Raw genomic sequence first — 21,611 nt, forward strand, 5'->3', positions numbered from 1 at the left:
ATCATCCAACAGATGTGAACTGCACCACGTCAAGTAGACAATTTAAAAGCTGTGAAACGGCCTTTGTCCTGATTTTCATTGGACTAAGGCCTTTTAATTTTCCCTGCAGCCTTTCGTAATTGTAAAAGTGAATGTAGTCATCAATAGCCCTTAGCTTGTAATTAATTTCAATGCTTGCTGTAAATCTATATCTTCTTCAATATGTTTAGGCGTCCATTTTATATATATATGGGGCTGAATTCCTTTTCCGTGTATCGGGTCTATTTCCGTTTTCTGTTCAAGTCTTGACATTGGATAACATAGAGAAAATCGGTTGTCCCAATTGAGACAAACGATGTCGCTATAATCATTTATTCCCATGGTGGCACGTCCTACTATTGTTACTTTGGATGATTCCTTGCTCATCTCCACAAATTCCTCTCCGGCACTTGCACAATAACAGTCAGATAATATAATTACATTCTCCGGGTTGTTTTCTCCCTCAAAATTGTTTTCTAATTCTGAAATAAATTCCGAAAAGTCAAAAGCCACAAACCCTTGATTTCGATAGTTTTTAAATTGATGTTCAGCAAACTCCACCATTTTAAGCGTTTCTTCATGATCTGTTGAACTTCGAACTTTCTCAGCCTGTTCTAAAAATAGTTCCACATTACGGTCGGAACAATTAAATTCTCGTACTTTAGGTTCAGAACTTGGTTTTTCTCCTTTTTTAAAGATATATCTCATTAATGAAGAAAAAGCATGAGAGTTCCCTCCGTTATTACGCCGGACATCAACAATTACATTTTTACTTTCAAGCAGGTCATCCTTATGTTTTTCAATTAAATTCACTATGCTATTGGTATCTCCAAAATCAGAAAAGGTTAATAATAAAGTGTTTTCATTGATAAAATCAATAGCATAAGTTGACTTTTTAGGAGTTCGTCTGTATAACCTCAAGTCCAGTTTTACCAAATCCTCATTCTCGTTCATAAGCTCAAAAGACGTAGCTTTGCTTAGGATTTCATCCCATTCTTCTCTCTCAGGATGAGATTCTCTAAGCATTTCACGGTGCAGTGTTCTTATCGAAGAAATGGATTGTCCGTCGATGGAAACAATTTTTGCCCCTTTTCCAAATCTGTTCTCTTCAGAAACCTCTGTTACGTATAAGGTGTCTTCGTAATTCCTTACGGAAAAACCACAAGTTTTAGCTTCTACCTTTTCTGAATGATGTAAGTGAAAATACAAATGGCGATCTTGGAAACTAATAAGATATTCATTCACAATTTCAGTAAACAGTTGCGGCGTCATTAATTCATTGGTTTCAAGGTACTCTATTTTTTGGGTAAAATAATCAGGATGATCCCAGCCTTTTTTCTCCTCATATCCTGCATAATCCTGATGCATAATAGAAACTATCTCAGCAAATATATTTACGTATTCCAAAATATATTTTCCCTCCGAATCTTTATTAGCTTTAACTGAACAGTTTAGTTGCGCCCGAAGTATTTTTCCTGAAAATGACCAAAGGGACCTGATCTTACCCAGCGAACAAACATGTGAAAGTCCCAATGATCTGTGGGGATTATTATTTTGTGGAGGCACTTGTCAAAGTACGCGGTCATATAGGATTGTTCTAAGCGCCGGGATATGAAAAATCCTCTTCGTTCAACGAGGTTAAGCCGATTTTAACGGTGTCTTAGTTCTCTTGTTTACTAAAAGAGGATGATTCCAGGGTTCCGTCCTTATTGAATCTTAGAGGTCTTTCATGAATTGAATGATCTTATCATTCAGCCCCGGCAGCCCCTCATGTCCAAAGTCCGGAAAAATCTCCAGTTGAACGGGCCCGGTTATTTTGTTGATGGCGGCAAACTGCGTGGAAGGCGGGCAAATGGTATCCATCAGCCCAACACCGACGAGGCAATCGGCCTTGATGCGCGGAGCCAGGTTTTGGATATCGATATATCCCAGCTTCGTAAAAATTTCGTCCTCGCGCTGATGCTGCGGATCGAACATGCGGAAATATTTCCCCAGCTCTTCATAAGCGTGTTTGCACAAGTCCATTTCCCAGGTTCTGCGGTAGTCGCTCAGGAACGGATAAACCGGCGCCGCTTTTTTGATCCGCGGTTCAAGCGCCGCGCAAGCGATTGTAAGCGCCCCGCCCTGGGACCAGCCCGTAGCGCCCACGCGATCCGCATCGACCTCCGGCATGTTCATGACGATCGAAGCCAGCTGCGCCGTATCCAGGAAGACGTCCCGGAACAGCAACCGATGCGGGTCCTCGTTGTCCAGCCCGCGGATAATGTGGCCGTGATGCGTGTTTCCGGACACACCGCCGGTATCCTCGGAGAGGCCTCCTTGCCCGCGAACATCCAGCGACGCGATCGAGAACCCGAGCGCAGGATAGACCATTTTGTCCATCCAATCGCCGCTATGTCCGGTGTACCCGTGAAAATGCAGCACGGCCGGATGAGGTTCGGCAGTTCCTTTGGGTCTTACATATTTCGCGTGCACTCTGGCACCGCTTACACCCGTGAAATACAAATGGAAGCATTCCGCGAACGGAAGCTGGAATTCAGCCGGGACCAGCTCGACCTGCGGGTCTACGGAGCGCATCTCCTCGAGCGCTTTTTCCCAATAAGCATCGAAGTCATGCGGTTTGGGATTGATTCCTTGATACTTTTTCAGCTCCGATAGGGGCATATCCACTAGCGGCATTCGTCATCACCCTTTTTTACTTGATTTAAGCAGATTCCGGCTCTCGTTGACAACCCTTTTTTTCCAGCGCCGACGATTGCGTCGGTATTCATCGACCCCTATTTTTTATGGAAGGCGTTTCTTCCGCAAGCAAAAGCATAATAGATGTGTCATTTCTCGCCCGAATGAATAGGCTATATCATCAAATTAGATCTGGAGGTTCTGTTACATGACGACTAGCAGCTATCCCTTCGGGCCCGGCTTCCAGCATATATATCCGGTTCCTTTCCCCTATTATCCGATGGCCTATACATTCCGCGGCCCCTATGCGCCTTCGCCTTATTTCTGGCCGCTGCCGGAACGGGTAGTTCCTTATACGGGTGGATTCCCCGGGTATCCGGGGTATCCGGGGTATTCGGAGTATCCAGCCTATCCGGCTTACGCGCCGTTCCCGGCAGCTCCATACCCCGGCATCGCTTATGACGCGCCTTATTCGGCGATGGACCCCACCCGGGTCGAACCGACGCCCAAAGGCTTTCAAATTAAGCTCCAGCCGACGCAGGAAAAGAAATTCGATCACGTCCATGCCGAGAGCGTCAATGTCGAAAACATCAAGGTTGAAAACGTCAAAGCCGAGAACGTCAAAGCCGAGAACGTCAAAGCCGAAAAAAGCCAGCCGGGCGTGAAAATGAACACCGCCATCGAGGTTGGAGGCAAACACGGCGCCGGTTTTCAGGCAGAGACACAGGTAGACAAACACGGAGTAAGCAACCAGGTTGCCAGCCATGTCGGCGCGGAGCAATACGGCTTGAACGTGCAGGGCGGCGCTAGCCTCGACGGCAAAACAAAAGGGTTCCAGTTTGAAACCGAAAGCAAGCTCGGCGGCAAATACGGCATCCAGGTGCATGCCGAAGGCCATGCGGGGCTGCAGCAAGGCATTGGGCTGAACACCGAAGCTCAAGTTTTGGGCGATCACGGCATCGGCGCCCATGTGAAAGGCCAGCTCGGCGGCGGCCAAGGCGCCGCCTTCAGCACGGGAGCGCAAATCGGCGGCGATCATGGCCTTGGCGCTCATGCCGGCGCCCAAGTAGGCGGCGGTCAAGGCGTCAGCTTCAATGTCGGCGGCAACGTCGGCAGCCATGACGGCCAGGTCGGATTCCAGCTCGGAGGCAAAGAGAAGAAAAAGGCCGAGGAGTAAAAGCCGAATCCGCTGCTTCCCTCCCGCCTAACACGGTTTGCCGCCCCGATGCTCAATTAAGGAAGCAAAAAAGGTCACCGGCGTCATCCCTGAAGATGACCCGATGACCTTTTTTCGGCATAACCCGCGTCAGGCGTGCTGCAGCTCCTCTACTGTGACCTTGGGAAGCGCGGCGATGCCTGCCGTATTCAAAAAGTTCCAAGGCTTGTTGAAATGAGGCTGGAAGAAGAAATCGACAAAGGCCAGCTCGTCGATCGTCATCCCGTTCTGAATGCATACCGACAAGGTGTTCATCGCTTGGGTGAGATCGACCTTGGACATAATTTGCGCACCCAGCAAGCGGCGGGTTTCTTTGTCAAATACGACCTTCAGCATGACCGTTTCGGCCGTAGGCATGAACTCCGGACGATAAGCGTCGGTGACCGCAACCGCCTCTGCATTCATTTTCTCGTCGGCAGCCGCTCCCTCGGTTAGTCCCGTCGAAGCCAGGTTGAGGTCATAGATTTTGAGGCCCGACGTTCCCTGCGTGCCCATATATTTCGTCGTTTGGCGCATCAGGTTGCGCGCGACCAGCAACCCCATCCGCACCGCATTGGTAGCAAGCGGAATGTAAGCCGCCTTGCCGGTCGGATTGTAGCGAACCGCGCAGCTGTCGCCGGCCGCAAACACGTCCTTTTTGCTTGTTTGCATATATTGATCCACGATGATCGCGCCATTCGGCAGCATATCCACCTGGCCTTTAAGCAGTCCGGTGTTCGGGCGGAATCCGATGCAAAGAATAACCAGGTCGGTTTCGATTTCGCCCTTGTCGGTGATGACGCGGGTGACGGCTCCCTCCTTGCCTTCAAAAGCCTTCACCGTCTGTCCGAGCGCCAGTTCGATGCCTTTGCCGCGGAACGCCGCCTCGATCTGTCCGCTGAACTCGGCATCCAAATACCGGTTCAAAATCCGGTCCGCGCTGTCAATGAGCGTCACGCGTTTCCCGCTTTGCTCAAACGCCTCTACAAGCTCTACGCCGATGTAGCCCGCGCCGACGACCGTGATATGGTTCGCCTGTTTGGCTTTTTCGATAATCGTGTTCGAATGCTCATAGTTTTTGCATAGCAGAATGTTGCCCAGCTCCATGCCCGGAAGCTTCGGAACGACCGGCCAAGAACCTGTCGTAACAATCAATTTATCATAGCAATCCTTGAATTCCTCTCCGGTCAGCAGGTTGCGCACCTGCATCGTTTTCGCGTCGGTATCGACCGACAGAACCTCATGGCGCATGCGGGTCACGACGCCCAAATCGGCCAGCTGCTGCGGCGACGAATAAAAGAGGCCTTCCGGTTCCTTCACGACGCCGCCTACATACAACGCGATGCCGCAAGATAAAAACGAGATGTTGTCGTTGCGTTCATAAACGGTAATTCTGGCATCGGGGTAAAGCTTGGCGGCGTTAACCACCGCGGCCGTTCCGGCATGGGTACATCCAATCACTGCAATTCTCATCGTATATTCCTCCTTGGAATGTATTCGGGAAAAACCAAATGGTTTAAAGATTTAAAGAAGTTGTTCACGTTAAGGGATACTTTCATTTCAACCTTTGGATGATCATCCTTGTTTTTTTGTGATTTATTTCACATTTACAGTATACTGTGATTTTTTTTCACAAATCAATAGGTAAGGGCATGAAGTTCATAATTTGTTCATTTTTTCACAATAGTGTTGCGACGACATATTCAACTTCTCCAAAAGCAAGAACGCCTTTTGACAGCAAAACATCGGATATTGAGGGGGCGCTACAAAACTAACCTTGACCCTAACCTATAGTAGAGGGTTTAGAATGGCACCAAGGAGGGAATTTCGTATGAGATCATTAAAAAAATCAAATACCGGCATAAGATCAAAAACATGGATGGCGGCAGTCATCCTGGGATGGCTGGCCCTGACAGTCGGCTTATATGCGGCAACGGCGGCTGGCCGCCTGCTTGAGGCAGCAGGCACTCATGAAACCGTCGTCCAATTATGTAAAGGGGGAATCATAAGCTCCATTAGTCTTGCAGCCGTCTACTGCATTCAAACAAAGCTGCTTCGAGGAACTTGGAGGGATATCTTTGCCAATTCCCTGCGAAAAGGAATCATCCATTTTTTAACCGGAGCGGGTCTTGCCATCGGTCTTGCGAGCTTCGGATTTATCATTGCGTGTTGGCAAGGCTGGATCAGCATAACGCAATGGCATGTCTCTCCCCAATTCACAGGAAACCTTGCGGCCAATATCATTTTTGCATTTTTTTACGAGGCGCTGCCGGAGGAAACCGTGTTAAGAGGATTTGTGTACGGTACGCTAAAATCAAAACTCCACGCCGCCTTGGCTTTCCTGTGCCAACTGGGAATGTTCCTGCTCGTTCCAATTTCGGTAGCGTGCCTGCAGCTGCTTAGCGGCTTAGAAACGGGCAACCTGATAAACGCCGAATATGTCATACTCCTGTTATGTTTCGGAACAACGCTGCAGCTTCTAAGAAACGTTACGCGCAGCCTTTGGGCCCCCATCGGATTCCATCTTGCTTATCTTGAAATTTCGAGGTTCGCCGTGCTGCAGAGGGAACAAAGATTATTTACGTATCATGAACCAATTCCCGGCACAGGTGAATTGTTCGTACTATTTTTTATGACGATCGTTGTTGCTGCCATAATCCTTGCATGCCTGCTTACCGTACGCCGATTTCGTGCGAACAAGCGCAGCCGGCTGCGCCTTCTTTGACAAGCGGAGTTTCAACGATAAAATATAAACCAAACGATCGGCGTGAAACTCCTATAAGGCAACATGAATGACATCTTGCAGCATCCTGATTTTAAGGAGTGAACGAAACTTGTATACAGTCGGGCAACTGTCCAAAAAAACCGGGATTTCCATTCGGACGCTCCATTATTATGAGAAGCTGAATCTTTTGAAGCCGCAACGTTCCCCGGACAATCAGTATCGGCTTTACGGACCGGGGGACGTCCTACGTTTGCAGCAAATTACGCTTCTTAAGCGAATGCGGTTTCGACTTCGCGAGATCAAGGATTTTTTTGATCAATATTTGGAGCGGCTTGCGAAAGACGATTACGAAATATGGGTCCGCGTGATAGAGCGCCAGATTGCGGAACTTCAAAGAGAAAAGGAGGACATGCAAAAAGTCGAGAAACTGCTCCAATCATCGCTTTATGCCATGAGGGCGACAAAGGAAGTCCGGATTGAAGAGATGCTCGGTTTTATCCGCGAAATCGAAAGCCAGCCGGACAGAAAGCGGCAATTTCGCAGGCTCGTCTTTACGGAAGAGGAGATAGACAGGCTGCCGTCCGATGACCCTGCCAATCCGTTGATCATGGAATGGGCCGATATACTTAACGAGGTACAGGCACAACGAAACGATTCTCCCGCTTCCGAGCGCTCCCAACGGTTAGCCGCCCGTATAGCGGCATACGCCGAACAATTATTTAAAGACGATGATGATTTGCTTCTAAAATATTGGGATTTCATCAAACCGGAACCTGGTGGATCCGCGAAAATCTACGGCATGAACAGAGAGGCCATGGACTACATTGAACAGATCCTGGAGCAATACTACACAGGAAAAAGCACAAGCTGAGGCATTACATCCTGCGCGAATGATGGACCAACTCTCCTTACGCTCAAGGATCTTCTCGCTTGTCATATCTTTGGTCGGACACCAGATGGAGAGAAACCTATGACGAACGTAACCTTTTATAGAAACGAACATTTGCCCTTCCTGGAGGCCAAACGATGCGCGCGAAGCGATCTGGCCTATCAGAAGCATTTTCATGAAGAGTATTCGATCGGCTTGATCGACGAAGGCGAAACGGAAGCCTGGTGCGACGGACACGCGTATCGGGTAGAGACAGGCAGAGCGATCAGTTTTCCGCCAGGCATGCTGCATGCCTGCCGCCCCGCCTCCCTCGAGTCATGGAAATATAAAATGTTGTTCATTAAGCCGGAATGGCTGGACCAACTGGAGCCGGCCATGGCGGAACCGCTACGCATCCCGTTTTTATTGGAAGGACGCAAAAATCAATACTGCCGGCGCTTGATCAACCGAGTGGTCGACGCTCTCGCCGGGACGGACGAACCGTTGGCCGCCGAATCCGCTGCCGTTGAACTGATTTATGCGCTCTCCAGCCGAAATACGTTCGATCTGGAGCATCCATCAGGATCCGGGTACGAACAGCCGCACATCCGCCGAATTCAGGAATACCTTCATGCCCATTATCATGAGCGGATTACGCTCCAAAGGCTGGAGGAAGCGGTGGGGGTCAGCAAATTCCATCTCATACGCCTTTTCAAGAAAGGCACGCACATGCCGCCTCACGCCTACCAAAACCTGCTGAGGATCAACCATGCGAAGGCCGAACTTTTGAAAAGGCGGCCGATCGCGGATATTGCTGCTGAGACCGGGTATTACGACCAGAGCCATTTTTCGAAGGCTTTTTTCAAAATCGTCGGCGTGACGCCCCAGCGGTACGTCTCCACCCGGATGCCATAGAGCAATAATTTACAATACGAGCCTCCCGAGCCTTTGTATACTTTAAAGGCATAAAGAAAAGGAGGCTTGCGATATGAACCATGAACCCGACTGGGAGCGGCGTCTGGCGGACGCCTTAAAATCGGTGGCAAGACGCTCGGACGTGAAATCATTTGTGGAGCAAACGCCTTGGCTCTATCAGCTTCTGCGGCGCGCAGCGAGGCAGTACGTCGCCGGCGAGGAACGCCGGGACGGCCTGGATGCCGCCGGCAAACTTGCGGACATGGGGTACAGGACTTCCCTGGAATACATCGGCGAAAATACGATGGATCGGGCGGTATGCCAGGCGGCTGCCGAAGAGTTGAAAACGATCATCCGGGAGTTGAACGGAGCGGGCGATCGGGTTTGCTTCGACCTGTCCCATATCGGTCTGTCGGTGGATACGGATCTGGCTTATCGTCTGTTGACCGAATTGGCCGAAGAAGCCATGAGGGTCGAGGCGGAGCTGTTGATCAGCATGGAGGAGTCTGCCAAAACGGATCGCATTTTGGACGTCTACCGGCAGGCCGCCTCCCGCTACCCGAACATCGGCATCACGCTGCAAGCGCATTTGCACCGCACCCGGCAGGACTTGGCGGACCTAAGCCATTCGCCTCGCCGCATACGGATCGTCAAGGGGGCCTTCCGGGAGCCGGAAGGACAAGCTCTGCCCCGCTCGGCTGCACTGAACGATCGTTATCTGGAGCTGGTTCACGACGCGATCCGACAAGGCCATCACGTATCCATTGCGACGCATGACGAGCAAATCATCAACGAGGCGATCCGCCGTGGATGGCTCGACGCCGGAAACGCCGAATTCGATATGCTTTACGGCTTCCGCCCGGGTCTGGCCGCGAAGCTGAGGGCGGCCGGCTTCCCCGTGCGCATCTACATCACCTATGGACAAGAGTGGTTTTTGTACCTCTGTCACCGGATCGCCGAATATCCGCCGCATTTATACCGGGCCGTCGCGGACATGGCCGGCGGGGAAGCGGCCGACCCTTGCCTTGCTTACGAGCTTCAAACCCAATGACGGATACAGGAACTTGCGCGGCTTAACCCTAAATCCCGATGCGGTAAATCCGGCCGCCAAAAACGTTACCGCGAGTTGAAGGCTGCGCAACAAACGCGAAAAGCACCGCTTAAGCCCCAATAATCGGCTTAAAGCGGTGCGTTCTTTTCCAAAACCTGAATCAGGCTGCGATTTTTTAATCGGAAGTTCCCATGCTGCGCATTAAGAAATGACCGCGCGGTTGCCGATATGCTCCTTCACCTTTTCATTCATCCACTCGCGCTTGGACAAAATCCATTCGGCGTCCTTCGGATAGCTGCTGAAGGTCATCGGTTCCTCCAGGCCCTCTTCCAGCGCGGCAAGAACGGCATCGCGGCCCAGCCATTCCTCCAGCTGGCGCAGCAGGCGCAGGTCCTGCAGCGCTTCCTGCATGACCTCCATGCGGATGGACTCGATCGGCCCTTGCTCACCCGGATATACGAGGAAAGCATCGCCCGAAGGGAAGCCGCCGCCGGCATCGGTTACGCGGAACGGGTCGATGACTTTTTTGGAATATTGCGTGTACCAGAAATTATATCCCCACTGCAAAAATCCGGCGTTGTCAAATTTGTACAATTGGTAGCCAAGGATCCGGTTGCGCGCCGAAGGCATGCAGAAAAACCGGTTGGCCACGTTTTTGTACTGCGAACAACAATAGTATGTCCATAGCGGGGTAACGTTATTTTCAAGGAAAGGTTCGATATGGTTGCTGGCCGGGATCGGCGTCTGCACCAAACCTTTTTCGTAAAAATCATAGTCCGACAGCGCATCGATCACCGGGAAACCCGACAGCAGCTCGTTGACCATCTGTTTGGCGCTGGCATAATATTCGATATGCTCCAAGCTCGGCTCGTCGGAAATATGGAAATAGCTGCGGTTTTCAATGCCGTTTTCGTGGATCCAGTCTTTCAGCTGCGGCAGCAGCTGCTTCAGGAACGTATGGTACTCTTCGCCGGAAGCATCGGTTTCCCAGCCGAAAATGCGTTTCAACTCACCGTTCACGACAGCCATGATTTTCGGGGCATGTTTGGCCCCCCATTGCGTGAACAGATGCGAAAATTCGAAGTATTCGATGCCGCATTTTTGGCACAGATCCACCCAGCGTTTCAGCCGGTCAAAACCGAAGCGGTATTGGCCTTCGCCCGTCACCTCGACGTCCACCAGCTGCACCGTCGGGCGCTCCCCTCCCACCTCGGTATCGAGCGGCGGGGTAAAAATCGGGGTCAGCAGCATGTTGATGCCGTGATCGGCCGCGGTTTGTATGTACTGCTCCAGCAGTTCCCAATGCCTTTCGCTGAATACTTCCACGCCATATTGGGTCGCCAAGCAATCGGCATGGAACCACTGCGTATGCAAAAGCTGTTGCTTCGGCAGCTCGGCCCCGATAATCTCCAGCTCGAAGCGTTCTTCCCCCAGCGTCTCTCCCGTTTCCGTTGCAAAACGAACCGTGATCGGATATACGCCCGGTTTGGCCATGCCTTTCGGATCGACCGTAACCCACACGGAACGCCATTGCCCGGGATAAGCTCTCAGCTCGCCGTCTGTAAGCGGTAACAAAGGATCGGGATATAAGCCCGGCGTCGAGCGCAGCACATCGTCATCGTGGTCGGAGTAGATAGGCAGCTCGGATGGCACCAAGCCGACGCTCCGGAGGGTTACCAGATCTCCAAGCTCCGATTCGGCCTTGACCTTCACGGCAGGGATCAGATGTTGCGAGCGATAGGCTACCTGATACGAAAACACTTCGTTCAGGAGCGCAGCGCCTTTGGCTTTGCCGGGTGCAGCCTGCAGCTCCTCGTCGGGAAATACTTTTTCTAAAGAATGGAGAATCCGGGTTTCAAACTTTTGCGTCATACAATCCTTCCTCCCTTAAATTTCTAGGATTTTGCAGATCAGGTTGTTGGAGTCTCTTAGGGGAACCATGCAAAATCCGCGCTCTAATGACTTTCAGTTTACCCGATGGCAGAGGACATTCAAGCCCTAATTTGAAAAAGACTGTCTGTACGTGGTTATTGTCCTGCTCCCCCTTCTTTTTCCAGATAAAAGAACCATGGTCTCGCTTAATCCAAAGGCTATAAGGAACGCTATTCTACCTCAAAAAGAAACCCGATCTGACTTTCGTATTTTGTGCTGTAGGCACTCGGAAGAAATACCTTGCACCTGCTGCTTGATGATCGACTTCAATGACTTTCATCTATGGGCGTCTGAACAACAAGGGGGGGACAACCCCCTCACACTTGATCGGATCGGACAGATTGAATTTGCATAATATCTAAAGTAGCTGATTTTTTGTACTTCCAAGCTAAACCTCGACGGTTTCCTAAAAAACAAACTTTTTCCCTTTTTAGTTGTTATACATTTTGATGTAATAATAATCCAAAATAGGGAGGAATAAAATTAGAAAAGAGTCCGTTCATTTCTTATCGCGTTACTTCTTTGCTTTACTGGTTCCGCAGTGGCAGTCGCTGAAGATGGGAAAAACCACACAGTGAGTAATCAAGATCTCTTGAAAAAGTTGGATTACTCAAGAAATCCTATTCAAGGTGTAGGTCCTTGGAATTTTGAACGTGTTACATCCAGTTCTCTTTGGAGTGCAAACGATAAAACAGGCGGAATCGGTTTTGAGCTTCAGCTTAGAGAAGATACTGGAATGGTAAACTCCACCGGCAAGCAATACAAAGAAGAAAATCATAGAGGTTCGGTATTATATAGAGCTATAAGAAATAATAGCACATTTACTTACGGTGATTTATCAGGACACTACATTCACACTGAAACAAAATATTCTGGTTCTCTTGGTGTAGATGCAAAGGGAACAGGAAGTTTTTCAATCACTGCAAACGTCAAACAAGACCCAGCAATACAGACCGGAATTTCTTGGCAATATTGACACCAGGGAGATGAATGATTATTGCTAATTCTAATCATATTTTTATTGATCATTGCCATAATACTGCTTATTAATATTAACAATAAGATCCCCCCGCGCCCACCACGTGATTACGTAGCTGAGGCAATGGAGCGGGATAAAAAGAATAAAGAGCACAAAGAGAATCAAGAGAAGAAGAGCTGACCTTACACGTTTGCTCTGATTGAATTTTAAAATGGGCTATCCTATAAAAACATGGGGGTGTTCCAAGTCTCTTTAGACTTTTGGGACACCCCCTATTTCTGCTCTCACCTAAGTCAAGCGTAGCAACCATGGAATCGGCTTAAAAGCCTTAGCTCCCATTTCTTGTGCACTAATTATGCCGTTGAGCCAAAAGGTCATCGCATCTACACCACCGACTCCACGGGAATTCCCGTTTTCGGCTTTGCCATATTGCGCTGCGCGGTGATCAGATTATAATAAATTCCTTTCCGCTCCATAAGCTCGGTATGGGTGCCGATTTCGGCGATTTTGCCTTTGTCGAGCACGATGAGCCTGTCGGCGTGGCGCAAGGTCGACAGCCGGTGCGCAATCGCCAACGTGGTCCGGTTGCGGGTTACGCGCTGCAAGGCTTCCTGGATCGCCGTCTCCGTATCGATGTCGAGCGAAGCGGTCGCTTCGTCCAAAATGAGAATCCGCGGATCGTTCAGCACCGCCCGGGCGATGGCCAGACGCTGCCGTTCGCCGCCGGAGAGGTTGCTGCCGTTCTCCTCCAGCCGCGTATCGTATCCATCCGGCAAACGAAGGATAAAATCATGCGCATTGGCGATTTTCGCCGCCTCCAGCACCTCTTCGTACGTGGCGTCCGGCTTGGAATAACGGATATTATCCAGAATCGTGCCGCCGAACAGGAACGTCTCCTGCAAAACGACGCCGATTTGCGAACGCAGGTGGACTTGCTCGATCCGGCGGATGTTCACGCCGTCGATCAGAATTTCCCCTTCGTTCACGTCGTAAAAACGGGAGACCAGGTTGATCAGCGTCGATTTGCCCGAACCCGAATGCCCGACAAGGCCGATCATTTCCCCGGGTTTCACCTCGAAGTTCACGTCCTTCAATACCGGCTCATACGATTTGTACCCGAAATAAACGCCGCGGAACGTAATCGTCCCCCGGATCGAATGTTTGACGGAGCTCTCCGAATCGATCACCTCCGGCTGTTCGTCGATGACCGAAAAAATCCGGTCAATGGAAATGATGGCGTTCGATACCCATCTCGGCATAAACATGAGCCACGAGATCGGGCCGTATATCATGGCGGCATAACCGCTGAACTGCACAAGCTCGCCCAGCGTCATGTCTTTGTTCAAAATCATGCCGCAGCCGATGAGGAGCACGAGATACTGCCCCATCTGGATCAAGTAGTTCGAGATCGGCGCCAGAATGCTGAACACCTTCTCGCTCTGGACCGTCGCCGCGGCAAACTCGCCGTTGTACTCCCTGAACCGTTTGACCTCCCGCTCTTCCTTGCCGAAAGCCTTCACGACGCGGATGCCGCTCAGCACATCATGCAGGAAGGAGTTGGCCTTATCGTACACCCGCCACTGCTTGCGGAACAGCTTCCACAGCACGCCCTTCCATATGTACCGCTGCAAATAAGCGACAAGCGGTGCCGGCAGCAGCACCACAAAAGCAAGCCGCCAATCGGCGGAAAACAGCAGCACGCTGGCGGAGACGAGGATGATCAGCTGAAATATCGCCGTCGTCGCCAGCTCCTGAACGAGATTGCGGATCCGTTCCGTATCCGACGTAATCCGGTTCATAATATCCCCGGCCCGCTGCGACGTCAAAAACCCGAGCGACAAGCTTTGAATCCGCTCGTACACCAGCTTGCGCAGATCCGCAGCGATTTCCGAGCTGACCCGCGCCATGATCCGGCCTTTGATGATGCCGAGCCCTTCGCCGCCGACCAGCACGAGCAAAAGTCCCGCGATGCCCAGAAGGAACATCGGAACGCTGGGCGACTGACCCGCCGGCGGCTGCAGCGCAGAATTGACCAGCAGCTTTTGAAAATAAGGCCCGGCCATCGATATCGCCGAAGCCGCGACAATGACCGCCAGCCCGATCGCGAACGTTTTGGAATGGGCCAGCGAAACCGACAGCAGCCGTTTGAGGGCGGCGGTTTTGTTCATGCATTTCGGGCACACCCTCGTCCCGGGAACAAGCGACCCGCCGCAGGTGGCGCAGACCGGCTCTTCCTCGTCGTTGTATATCCGGACTTTGCGTTTGCGGGACATGTCATTCAAAATTTGCGCGATATATCCGTATCTGGCCGCATGTTTCATCGACAGCCGGGTCAGGATAAACTTGGTTCCCGCCTCGTCCCCTTCCAAAACGGCGCTGCCGATCAGCGGAACCACCTTATACTCTTCGGCGTCGGATATCGCCCGGCTTTCGACGACAACCCCGTTTTCCAGCAGCGCCCACCGGTGTTCGCCAATGACAAAGTAATTTTCCGTCCGCCTTCCGCCAAACGTCAGATCGGCGGGGACGCAATAAAGGATGGACTCCCCGACGGCCTGCTTTGCGGCAAACAGCTCCTGCTCGGGCAGCGTAAAATTAAGATTCATGGATACCTCCGTCCTCTTGTCGGTTGTGCCGGGCCTTCCAGGCCTACATGCACACTTCGATCATCCGGTATTCCTTATCGCTCAAACGGTCCAGCTCGGGGACGATAAACCGGTTGCCGTCCACGTCGACGACCAGCAGCCGGTTTGGCGTCATCAGCTTGATGTTTCCCCCGCCTCCCCGGACCGTAAACCGGCATAGTCCCGACGTGGTTTCCGTCTCCCAATAGGAATAGCCGAATTCCTCCTTCACCGACAGCACCTTCGTGATTTCCGGGGCGAAATACCGCAGCTGAATCTGTTCCTCCAGCAGTTTTTGCGTTTCGTCCGGAAATTCGTCCAGCGAGCGGATCATGCCGATCTCTTCATTTTCTGCGGTCCGGACCGATAAGTAGATCCGTTTGTTCGTATGGGGAAAAGAGCATTGAATGTATACCCCGCTGTGCACCTGGCCCCCTATGTTGACGTTCAGCATATGGCCTTCCGTCCGGGTAAACGCTGCGTCTGCCGGGGACAGGTAGCGGATTTGGGCCGCATCGGCCAGTCCGGCGCCGCTTTTTTCCCGATTCAGCACCGCTCCCGTATCATTTCGGGTCATGCCGTAATCACCTCTTTCATTTTCAGCGCTTCGTCATGTTTTTGCACCAGTCCGTAATACGCCCCTTCTTTCTGCATCAGCTGCTCATGGGTTCCTTCCTCCACGATGCTCCCCTGCTCAAGCACGACCAAATAATCGGCGTTTCGCAGCGTCGACAGGCGGTGCGCGATCGCAATCGTCGTCCGGCCCTGAATGAGGGTGTCCAGCGCCTCCTGGATTTGCAGCTCCGTTTTCGTATCCAGGGAAGCGGTCGCTTCATCCAGGATCAAAATTTTCGGATTATGCAAAATCGCCCGCGCAATGCTGAGCCGCTGCTTTTCGCCGCCCGACAGGTTGTGCCCGCCCGTGCCGACGATCGTGTCGTAGCCTTCCGGAAGCTTTTCGATGAAATCATGCGCTCCGGCGATTTTGGCGGCATGGATCAAGTCCTCCAGCGTACAGTCCGGATCGGCGTAAGCGATGTTTTCGGCGATGCTTCCCGACATGACGTACACATCCTGGGATACGATTCCGATATGCTTGCGCAGCGAAGACATCGACAGATCCTTGATGCGGATGCCGTCGATCCGGATTTCGCCTTCATTCACGTCGTAAAGCCTTGGAATCAGGTTGACGAGCGTCGATTTGCCCGCCCCCGAATGCCCGACGACACCGATCATTTGGCCTGGACGCGCATGCAGGGACACTCCCTTCAAAATCGCCTTGTTCGGCTCATAACCGAAGGTGACGTTTTTGATCTCGATTTCGCCCCTCATCTCCGCAAGCTGGATGGCATCCGGCTTTTCGGCGACATCGGGAACCGCGTCGTGGATTTCAAATATCCGCTGCGCGGCCGACATGCAATACGACCACCAGTTGACGATGTTGTTCATAAACTGGATCGGACCGTATAAAAGCAGCATGTAGTTGATAAAGGTCATCACTTTGCCGAACGTAAACTCGCCCTGCATCACCTTCCAGCCGCCAAAGGCCCAAATCATGATGCCGCCGACCTGGGTTAATATGTTTAATACCGGAAACAACGTGACGCCCATTTTGTTGAACGACTGTTCCGCTTCGGAAAAAGCGCCGCTCGCCCGCCCGAAACGGGCATTCTCCATCTGTTCCTTTCCGAATGCCTTGACGACGCGCGTTCCGCGGACCGTATCGCTGATGATGGCGTTCATCGCAGCGACCCGCTTATGTCTTCGTATGGAGAGGCGCCACAGCTTGGGAAACGCTTTCCGAACAAGCCAAAACACAAGCGGAAGCGGAAGCAGGCACAGCACCGTCAGCTTCCAATCCATGACGAGCAGCACCGTCACGATGCCCACGATGTTCATCGCATTCACGACGAAATAGGATATGCCGTCCACGAAAAAATATTGCAGTTCGGTCGCGTCATTGTTGACCCGCGTCATGAGCTGCCCGGTCTGTTTTTTCTCGAAAAAGCTCAAGGAAAGCCGTTGCATCGCTTGAAACACGCTCGATTTCAGGTCAAAGGCGATGTTCGCGGCCATCTTCGCGTTAATGACCCCGTAAAGCACCCCGAACAGCAGCGACAACGTCCGAAAAACGACGATCAGTAAAATGACGAGCCCGATTTTGCCTGCAAAAGGCCCTTCTCCGCCGAGCGCCTGGTCAAACAGCAGCGTCCCCTGCAAATAAGGAATGACGAGCCCCGTGCCGGAACCGAGCAGCATAAAAAACACGATCCAGAACATGGAGGCCTTGTATCTGCCCGCAAAAGACAGCAGCCTTCCGAATACCGCATGCTTTTTCATGCATTTGGGGCATACCTTGCGCCCTTCCTCGGGGTAAATCATGCCGCATTTCGGGCAAGCGGCGCGCTCGTCGCCGTCGTCCGGCTCCTGCTCTTCCGGTTCCTCGTGGTTCTTCAGCTTGGCGAACATCCCCGCGAGCCGGGCGGCCCCTTTCATGTGGCCGTTCGTAAAAGCGGCGATTGCCCGCTCTTCCGGCGACTTTATGACCACCATCCCGGATGCGACCAGATTGACGACCGTTAACGACTCCGCCTCCCCGATCGGCACTTGTTCGAACCCCCACCTTCGCTCCCGCGAGGCTGGAGGCCGTTTCGCTCGCGTACCCGCGGCATAACCGCCGTACGTCTTTTCCTGTAAAGGTTCTTCCAAGCTGGTCAGCACCAATACATGCTCACGGGTAAGCAGCACATACGTATCCGAAAATCCTCCGTCAAGCGTTCGGTCGCACAGCATCCAGCACAGCACGCTGTCCGGATCGACATCATGCCGCTGCAGAACCTTTCCGATTTCATCTGGAAGCTTTTCCATTTGTCCTCCGTTTTTTTGGATTAATGTGGATTTCATTTGTTTTAGGTACGAAATATGATACACTCTTTGCCGATTCCAAGAAAGGGAAAATTTGCTTTAAACGAAAATTATTTAGGCAGCCGGCCAAAAGCCCAAAAAAAAAGCCTCCCTCAAGCCGATGCCATTCGACTCGAGGGAAGCCTTTTATTTTAGGATTCGCGAAATCCTTACTTATAATATAGCCAGCTTATTTCGTTGCGTTTTTCCAGTCGGCGGCAAACTTCTCGATGCCTTGGTCCGTCAGAGGGTGCTTCGCAAGCTGTGCGATTACGCTGAATGGAACGGTCGCGATATGCGCACCGGCCATCGCTACGCGGGTTACATGGTCCGGATGGCGAACCGATGCGGCGATGATTTGAGAATCCAGGTTGTGAATGCGGAACAGCTCGGCGATTTTCGTTACGAGCAGCACGCCGTCTTCGGAGATGTCGTCGAGGCGGCCCAAGAACGGCGAAACGTAAGTCGCGCCTGCACGTGCAGCAAGAAGGGCTTGGTTCACGGTGAAGATCAGCGTAACGTTCGTTTTCACGCCCTTTTTGGTCAGGTAACGGCAAGCTTCAAGACCGGCCAGCGTCATTGGAAGCTTGATCGTGATATTTTTGTCTCCGCCGTTGATCTTGATCAGCTCTTCGGCTTGGGCGATCATGTCTTCCGCAGTTTCCGCATCCGGCGTTACTTCCGCCGATACGGATTCCACTTCAGGAACGGCCTTCAAAATTTCTTCGATGCGGTCTTCGAACTTCACGCCTTCTTTGGCTACCAGGGAAGGGTTGGTCGTTACACCGGAAAGAACGCCGATTTTGTAAGCTTTTTTGATGTCCTCAAGATTGGCAGTATCGATAAAAAATTTCATGATGCATAACCTCCATATATTGTTGTTTTTTGCCCAAATTGGATTAGTTCTTCACAACAGCATGGCCGCCGAATTCGTTACGCAGGGCAGCAACGACTTTACCCGTAAACGTGTCGTTCTCCAGGGAACGGTAACGCATCAGCAAGGACATCGCGATGACCGGAGTAGCAGCCTGCAGATCCAGAGCTGTTTCCACCGTCCATTTACCTTCGCCGGAAGATTGCATAATTCCTTTAATTTCATCCAATTTTGCGTCTTTAGCGAATGCTTTTTCCGTCAATTCCATCAGCCAGGAACGGATAACGGAACCGTTGTTCCATACGCGGGCTACTTTTTCGTAGTCAAAATCGAAATCGCTCTTCTCAAGCACTTCGAAACCTTCCCCGATGGCAGCCATAAAGCCGTATTCCACGCCGTTGTGGACCATTTTCAGGAAGTGGCCGCTGCCGGCTTTGCCTGCATACAGGTATCCATTTTCAACAGCCGTGTCTTTGAAGATCGGTTCAACATGGTTCCAAGCTTCTTCGTCGCCGCCGATCATGTAGCAAGCGCCGTTGCGTGCGCCTTCCATACCGCCGGAAGTGCCCACATCAAGGAAGCTCACGCCGAATTCCTTGAGCTTGTTGTATCTTGCGATCGATTCTTTATAATGGGAGTTTCCTGCTTCGATCACGATGTCGCCTTTAGCCAGCAACGGAGTCAGTTCGTCGATGACGGAATCCACGACGGAGTGCGGCACCATGATCCACAGAATTCTTGGCGTTTCCAGAGCTTCAACAAGCTCTTTCAGGCTGGACGCGCCTTTTGCGCCTTTGCTTTCCAAATCTTTAACCGCAGCGGTATTCAAGTCGAAAGCCACGACGCTGTGATTGTGATCCATCAAGTTTTGTCCCAAGTTCAAACCCATTTTTCCTAATCCGATTAATCCGACTTTCATTTTGTATTCCCTCCACACCAAGTTTTGTCTATTTGTTTGAGCTCATGATGAAACCAGCCCATTCTTGAGCCATTTGTTTTTGAATCTTTACAGTATGATTTCTGAAAAATTAGCGCTGAATCGCCAGTTCTTTTTCCTTCTCTTCGGCTTTTTCGCCTTCGACCGGTTTATCCAGCCACCATTTGAAGCCGTCCGCCGCAACCAGCTGATCGGATGCTTCCGGTCCGTTGGAACCGGCAGGGTAATAGGACAGAGGAATCAAATCTTGTTCGAATGCGTCCAAAATCGGCTGCACATACTGCCAGGAAAGCTCAACCTCGTCCCAATGCGCAAAGAATGTGGAATCCCCGCGAACCGCATCGTGAATCAAGTTTTCGTAAGCTTCCGGCAAATCGGTGCCGCATTCGTAGAAGTTGATCCGCATCGGTTCCAGCTTTTCATTGTTCAGCGGATCTTTTTTGTTCAATTGAATAAAGATGCCTTCGTTCGGATTAATTTCGATGACCAGCAGATTAGGATCATTGTTGGTATTTTGTCCTTTTAACGGCTCTTTAAATTCAATGACGATGCGCGTAGATTTTTCCTTCATGCGTTTGCCGGTACGGATGTAGAACGGCACTTCGCTCCAGAAGTAGTTGTCGATCCACAGGCGAAGCGCGATGAACGTATCGTTTTTCGATCCGGCCGGAACGCCGGGCTCGTCGATATATGCCGGAACCCGTTTTCCGTTCATTTCGCCTGCAGCGTATTGGCCGCGCACGACGTTTTGGGCGATGGTGTCCATTTGAAGCGGACGCAGCGATTCCATGACGTTTCTCTTTTTCATGCGGACTTCGCTTGCATCCCCTTTGCGCGGAAGACGCATACTAATCATCATCAGGAGCTGAAGCATATGGTTTTGAACCATGTCGCGGATGGCACCGGAATGATCGTAATAACCCGCTCTTTCTTCAACGCCGACCGTTTCGCTCGCGGTGATCTGGACGTTTGCGATATGGTGGTTGGACCAAAGTGCCTTCAAAATCGGGTTTGAAGATTCGAGGATTTCAAGATTTTGTACCATCGGTTTGCCGAGGTAGTGGTCGATGCGGTAAATTTCGCTTTCGTCGAAAGCTTTGCCGAGCTGCTCGTTCAAATGGCGCGCCGATTGCAGGTCCCGTCCGAACGGTTTCTCGATGACCAGGCGCTTCCAGCCTTGCGTGGAGCCCAGGCCGCTGTCTTTAATGTTGAATGCGATCGTTTCGAAAAATTCCGGTGCTACCGAAAGGTAGAACAAACGGTTGTCCGGAATGTTCAGTTCCTGTTCGCGCTGCTCCACCAGCGTCCGCAGTTTGTTGAAATCCTCCAGATTGCCGGCATCCAGCGCCGCGTAACGGATCGTTTCAAGAAAAGCGTTCAGAACCGCTTGATCGTTCGCCTTTCTTCTCGAAAAAGTTTCCAGCGATTTGGCTACGACTTGCTGAAACTCCGCATGGGATGTCTCTTTTCTTCCCAAGGCGATAATCGAGAACGTTTCAGGCATTTTTTTATCTATATACAAATTAAATAAGGCCGGATAGATTTTGCGCTTCGCCAAATCTCCCGTCCCGCCAAACAAGACAAATGTCATGTTGTCCATATTCGATTCCTCCATTCCACCCAAATCTTTGCTACCAGCAGCTCTCTCTAATTTTCTCCGTGCACAGTACAGTATGGTTACTTTTAATAACCCGTTTACTTAACATGGCCCATATTAAACCTATTTTGTCGAACTGTCAAACTTTTTTTGTCCAAATTATGAACGGCCCTCTTCCCCCTTTAATGACAGCGCTTTCCGTGATATGATGGTGTTAATTGTCAAGTCGCCACCATGTTTTCGGCTGTCTGTACGATTTGTCACAGCACTGTGAAATGTGTAACCTGATAATGTTTAGTAACCATGTGTGGAT

16 protein-coding genes and 1 pseudogene are annotated in these 21,611 nt (G+C 51.2%); 6 read left to right on the forward strand and 11 right to left on the reverse strand.

Annotation, left to right across the window (positions count from 1 at the left end; translation table 11 throughout):
- Position 1 precedes the first annotated feature (1 nt).
- The 3 genes and pseudogenes from GQY55_RS06825 to GQY55_RS06835 all read right to left on the reverse strand — a co-directional run.
- A pseudogene (locus GQY55_RS06825) lies at positions 2-148 on the reverse strand (IS3 family transposase); the annotation flags it as partial.
- 2 nt (positions 149-150) lie between these two features.
- Positions 151-1,425, reverse strand: coding sequence for a S41 family peptidase (locus GQY55_RS06830; protein ID WP_160039486.1), 1,275 nt, complete (start codon positions 1,423-1,425; stop codon positions 151-153).
- 309 nt (positions 1,426-1,734) lie between these two features.
- The gene (locus GQY55_RS06835; protein ID WP_160039488.1) at positions 1,735-2,697 is read right to left on the reverse strand and encodes an acetylxylan esterase; all 963 of its coding nucleotides are present in this window, start codon (positions 2,695-2,697) and stop codon (positions 1,735-1,737) included.
- A gap of 208 nt (positions 2,698-2,905) precedes the next feature.
- On the opposite strand from GQY55_RS06835, the gene GQY55_RS06840 reads away from it, so the two are divergent.
- The gene (locus tag GQY55_RS06840; RefSeq protein WP_160039490.1) at positions 2,906-3,874 is read left to right on the forward strand and encodes a hypothetical protein; all 969 of its coding nucleotides are present in this window, start codon (positions 2,906-2,908) and stop codon (positions 3,872-3,874) included.
- 129 nt (positions 3,875-4,003) lie between these two features.
- On the opposite strand, the gene GQY55_RS06845 is transcribed toward GQY55_RS06840, so the two are convergent.
- Positions 4,004-5,365 carry an FAD-dependent oxidoreductase gene (locus GQY55_RS06845; protein ID WP_160039492.1) on the reverse strand — a complete coding sequence of 454 codons (1,362 nt, stop codon included), beginning with the start codon at positions 5,363-5,365 and terminating at the stop codon, positions 4,004-4,006.
- A gap of 358 nt (positions 5,366-5,723) precedes the next feature.
- Here GQY55_RS06845 and GQY55_RS06850 point away from each other — a divergent pair, with 358 nt between their 5' ends.
- The 4 genes from GQY55_RS06850 (at position 5,724) to GQY55_RS06865 (ending at position 9,451) form a co-directional block, all read left to right on the forward strand.
- A complete protein-coding gene (locus tag GQY55_RS06850; protein WP_160039494.1) occupies positions 5,724-6,617 on the forward strand; it encodes a CPBP family glutamic-type intramembrane protease in 894 nt (297 codons plus the stop codon).
- Positions 6,618-6,726: 109 nt separating this feature from the next.
- Complete coding sequence (locus GQY55_RS06855; RefSeq protein ID WP_160039496.1) at positions 6,727-7,488, forward strand: MerR family transcriptional regulator; 762 nt, start codon at positions 6,727-6,729, stop codon at positions 7,486-7,488.
- Positions 7,489-7,587: 99 nt separating this feature from the next.
- Entirely contained in the window at positions 7,588-8,400 is an 813-nt protein-coding gene (locus tag GQY55_RS06860; protein WP_160039498.1) for an AraC family transcriptional regulator, read from the forward strand.
- 73 nt (positions 8,401-8,473) lie between these two features.
- Positions 8,474-9,451, forward strand: coding sequence for a proline dehydrogenase family protein (locus GQY55_RS06865; RefSeq protein WP_160039500.1), 978 nt, complete (start codon positions 8,474-8,476; stop codon positions 9,449-9,451).
- A gap of 201 nt (positions 9,452-9,652) precedes the next feature.
- Here the strand turns inward: GQY55_RS06865 and GQY55_RS06870 are convergent, their stop codons facing one another.
- The gene (locus tag GQY55_RS06870; protein WP_160039502.1) at positions 9,653-11,323 is read right to left on the reverse strand and encodes a DUF4091 domain-containing protein; all 1,671 of its coding nucleotides are present in this window, start codon (positions 11,321-11,323) and stop codon (positions 9,653-9,655) included.
- A gap of 601 nt (positions 11,324-11,924) precedes the next feature.
- Here GQY55_RS06870 and GQY55_RS06875 point away from each other — a divergent pair.
- Complete coding sequence (locus GQY55_RS06875) at positions 11,925-12,359, forward strand: hypothetical protein (RefSeq protein ID WP_236575459.1); 435 nt, start codon at positions 11,925-11,927, stop codon at positions 12,357-12,359.
- A 386-nt stretch (positions 12,360-12,745) separates the two neighbouring features.
- Here GQY55_RS06875 and GQY55_RS06880 read toward each other — a convergent pair whose 3' ends face one another.
- The 6 genes from GQY55_RS06880 to zwf form a co-directional block, all read right to left on the reverse strand.
- A complete protein-coding gene (locus GQY55_RS06880; protein ID WP_160039506.1) occupies positions 12,746-14,968 on the reverse strand; it encodes an ABC transporter ATP-binding protein in 2,223 nt (740 codons plus the stop codon).
- Between the two features lie 43 nt (positions 14,969-15,011).
- The gene (locus tag GQY55_RS06885; RefSeq protein ID WP_160039508.1) at positions 15,012-15,563 is read right to left on the reverse strand and encodes a DUF1854 domain-containing protein; all 552 of its coding nucleotides are present in this window, start codon (positions 15,561-15,563) and stop codon (positions 15,012-15,014) included.
- Positions 15,560-17,890, reverse strand: a complete 2,331-nt coding sequence (locus GQY55_RS06890) for an ABC transporter ATP-binding protein (RefSeq protein WP_236575460.1) — start codon at positions 17,888-17,890, stop codon at positions 15,560-15,562. The genes GQY55_RS06885 and GQY55_RS06890 overlap by 4 nt, the downstream gene beginning before the upstream one ends.
- Positions 17,891-18,080: 190 nt before the next feature.
- On the reverse strand, positions 18,081-18,746 hold the full coding sequence (fsa, locus tag GQY55_RS06895) for a fructose-6-phosphate aldolase (protein WP_160039512.1): 666 nt from the start codon (positions 18,744-18,746) through the stop codon (positions 18,081-18,083).
- Between the two features lie 43 nt (positions 18,747-18,789).
- Entirely contained in the window at positions 18,790-19,683 is an 894-nt protein-coding gene (gene gnd, locus GQY55_RS06900; protein ID WP_160039514.1) for a phosphogluconate dehydrogenase (NAD(+)-dependent, decarboxylating), read from the reverse strand.
- A 109-nt stretch (positions 19,684-19,792) separates the two neighbouring features.
- Entirely contained in the window at positions 19,793-21,301 is a 1,509-nt protein-coding gene (gene zwf / locus GQY55_RS06905) for a glucose-6-phosphate dehydrogenase (RefSeq protein ID WP_160039516.1), read from the reverse strand.
- Positions 21,302-21,611 lie beyond the last annotated feature (310 nt).

It is taken from the genome of Paenibacillus sp. USDA918EY (genome assembly GCF_009870825.1).
In the GTDB taxonomy this organism is placed as follows: Bacteria; Bacillota; Bacilli; order Paenibacillales; family Paenibacillaceae; genus Paenibacillus_AQ; species Paenibacillus_AQ albilobatus.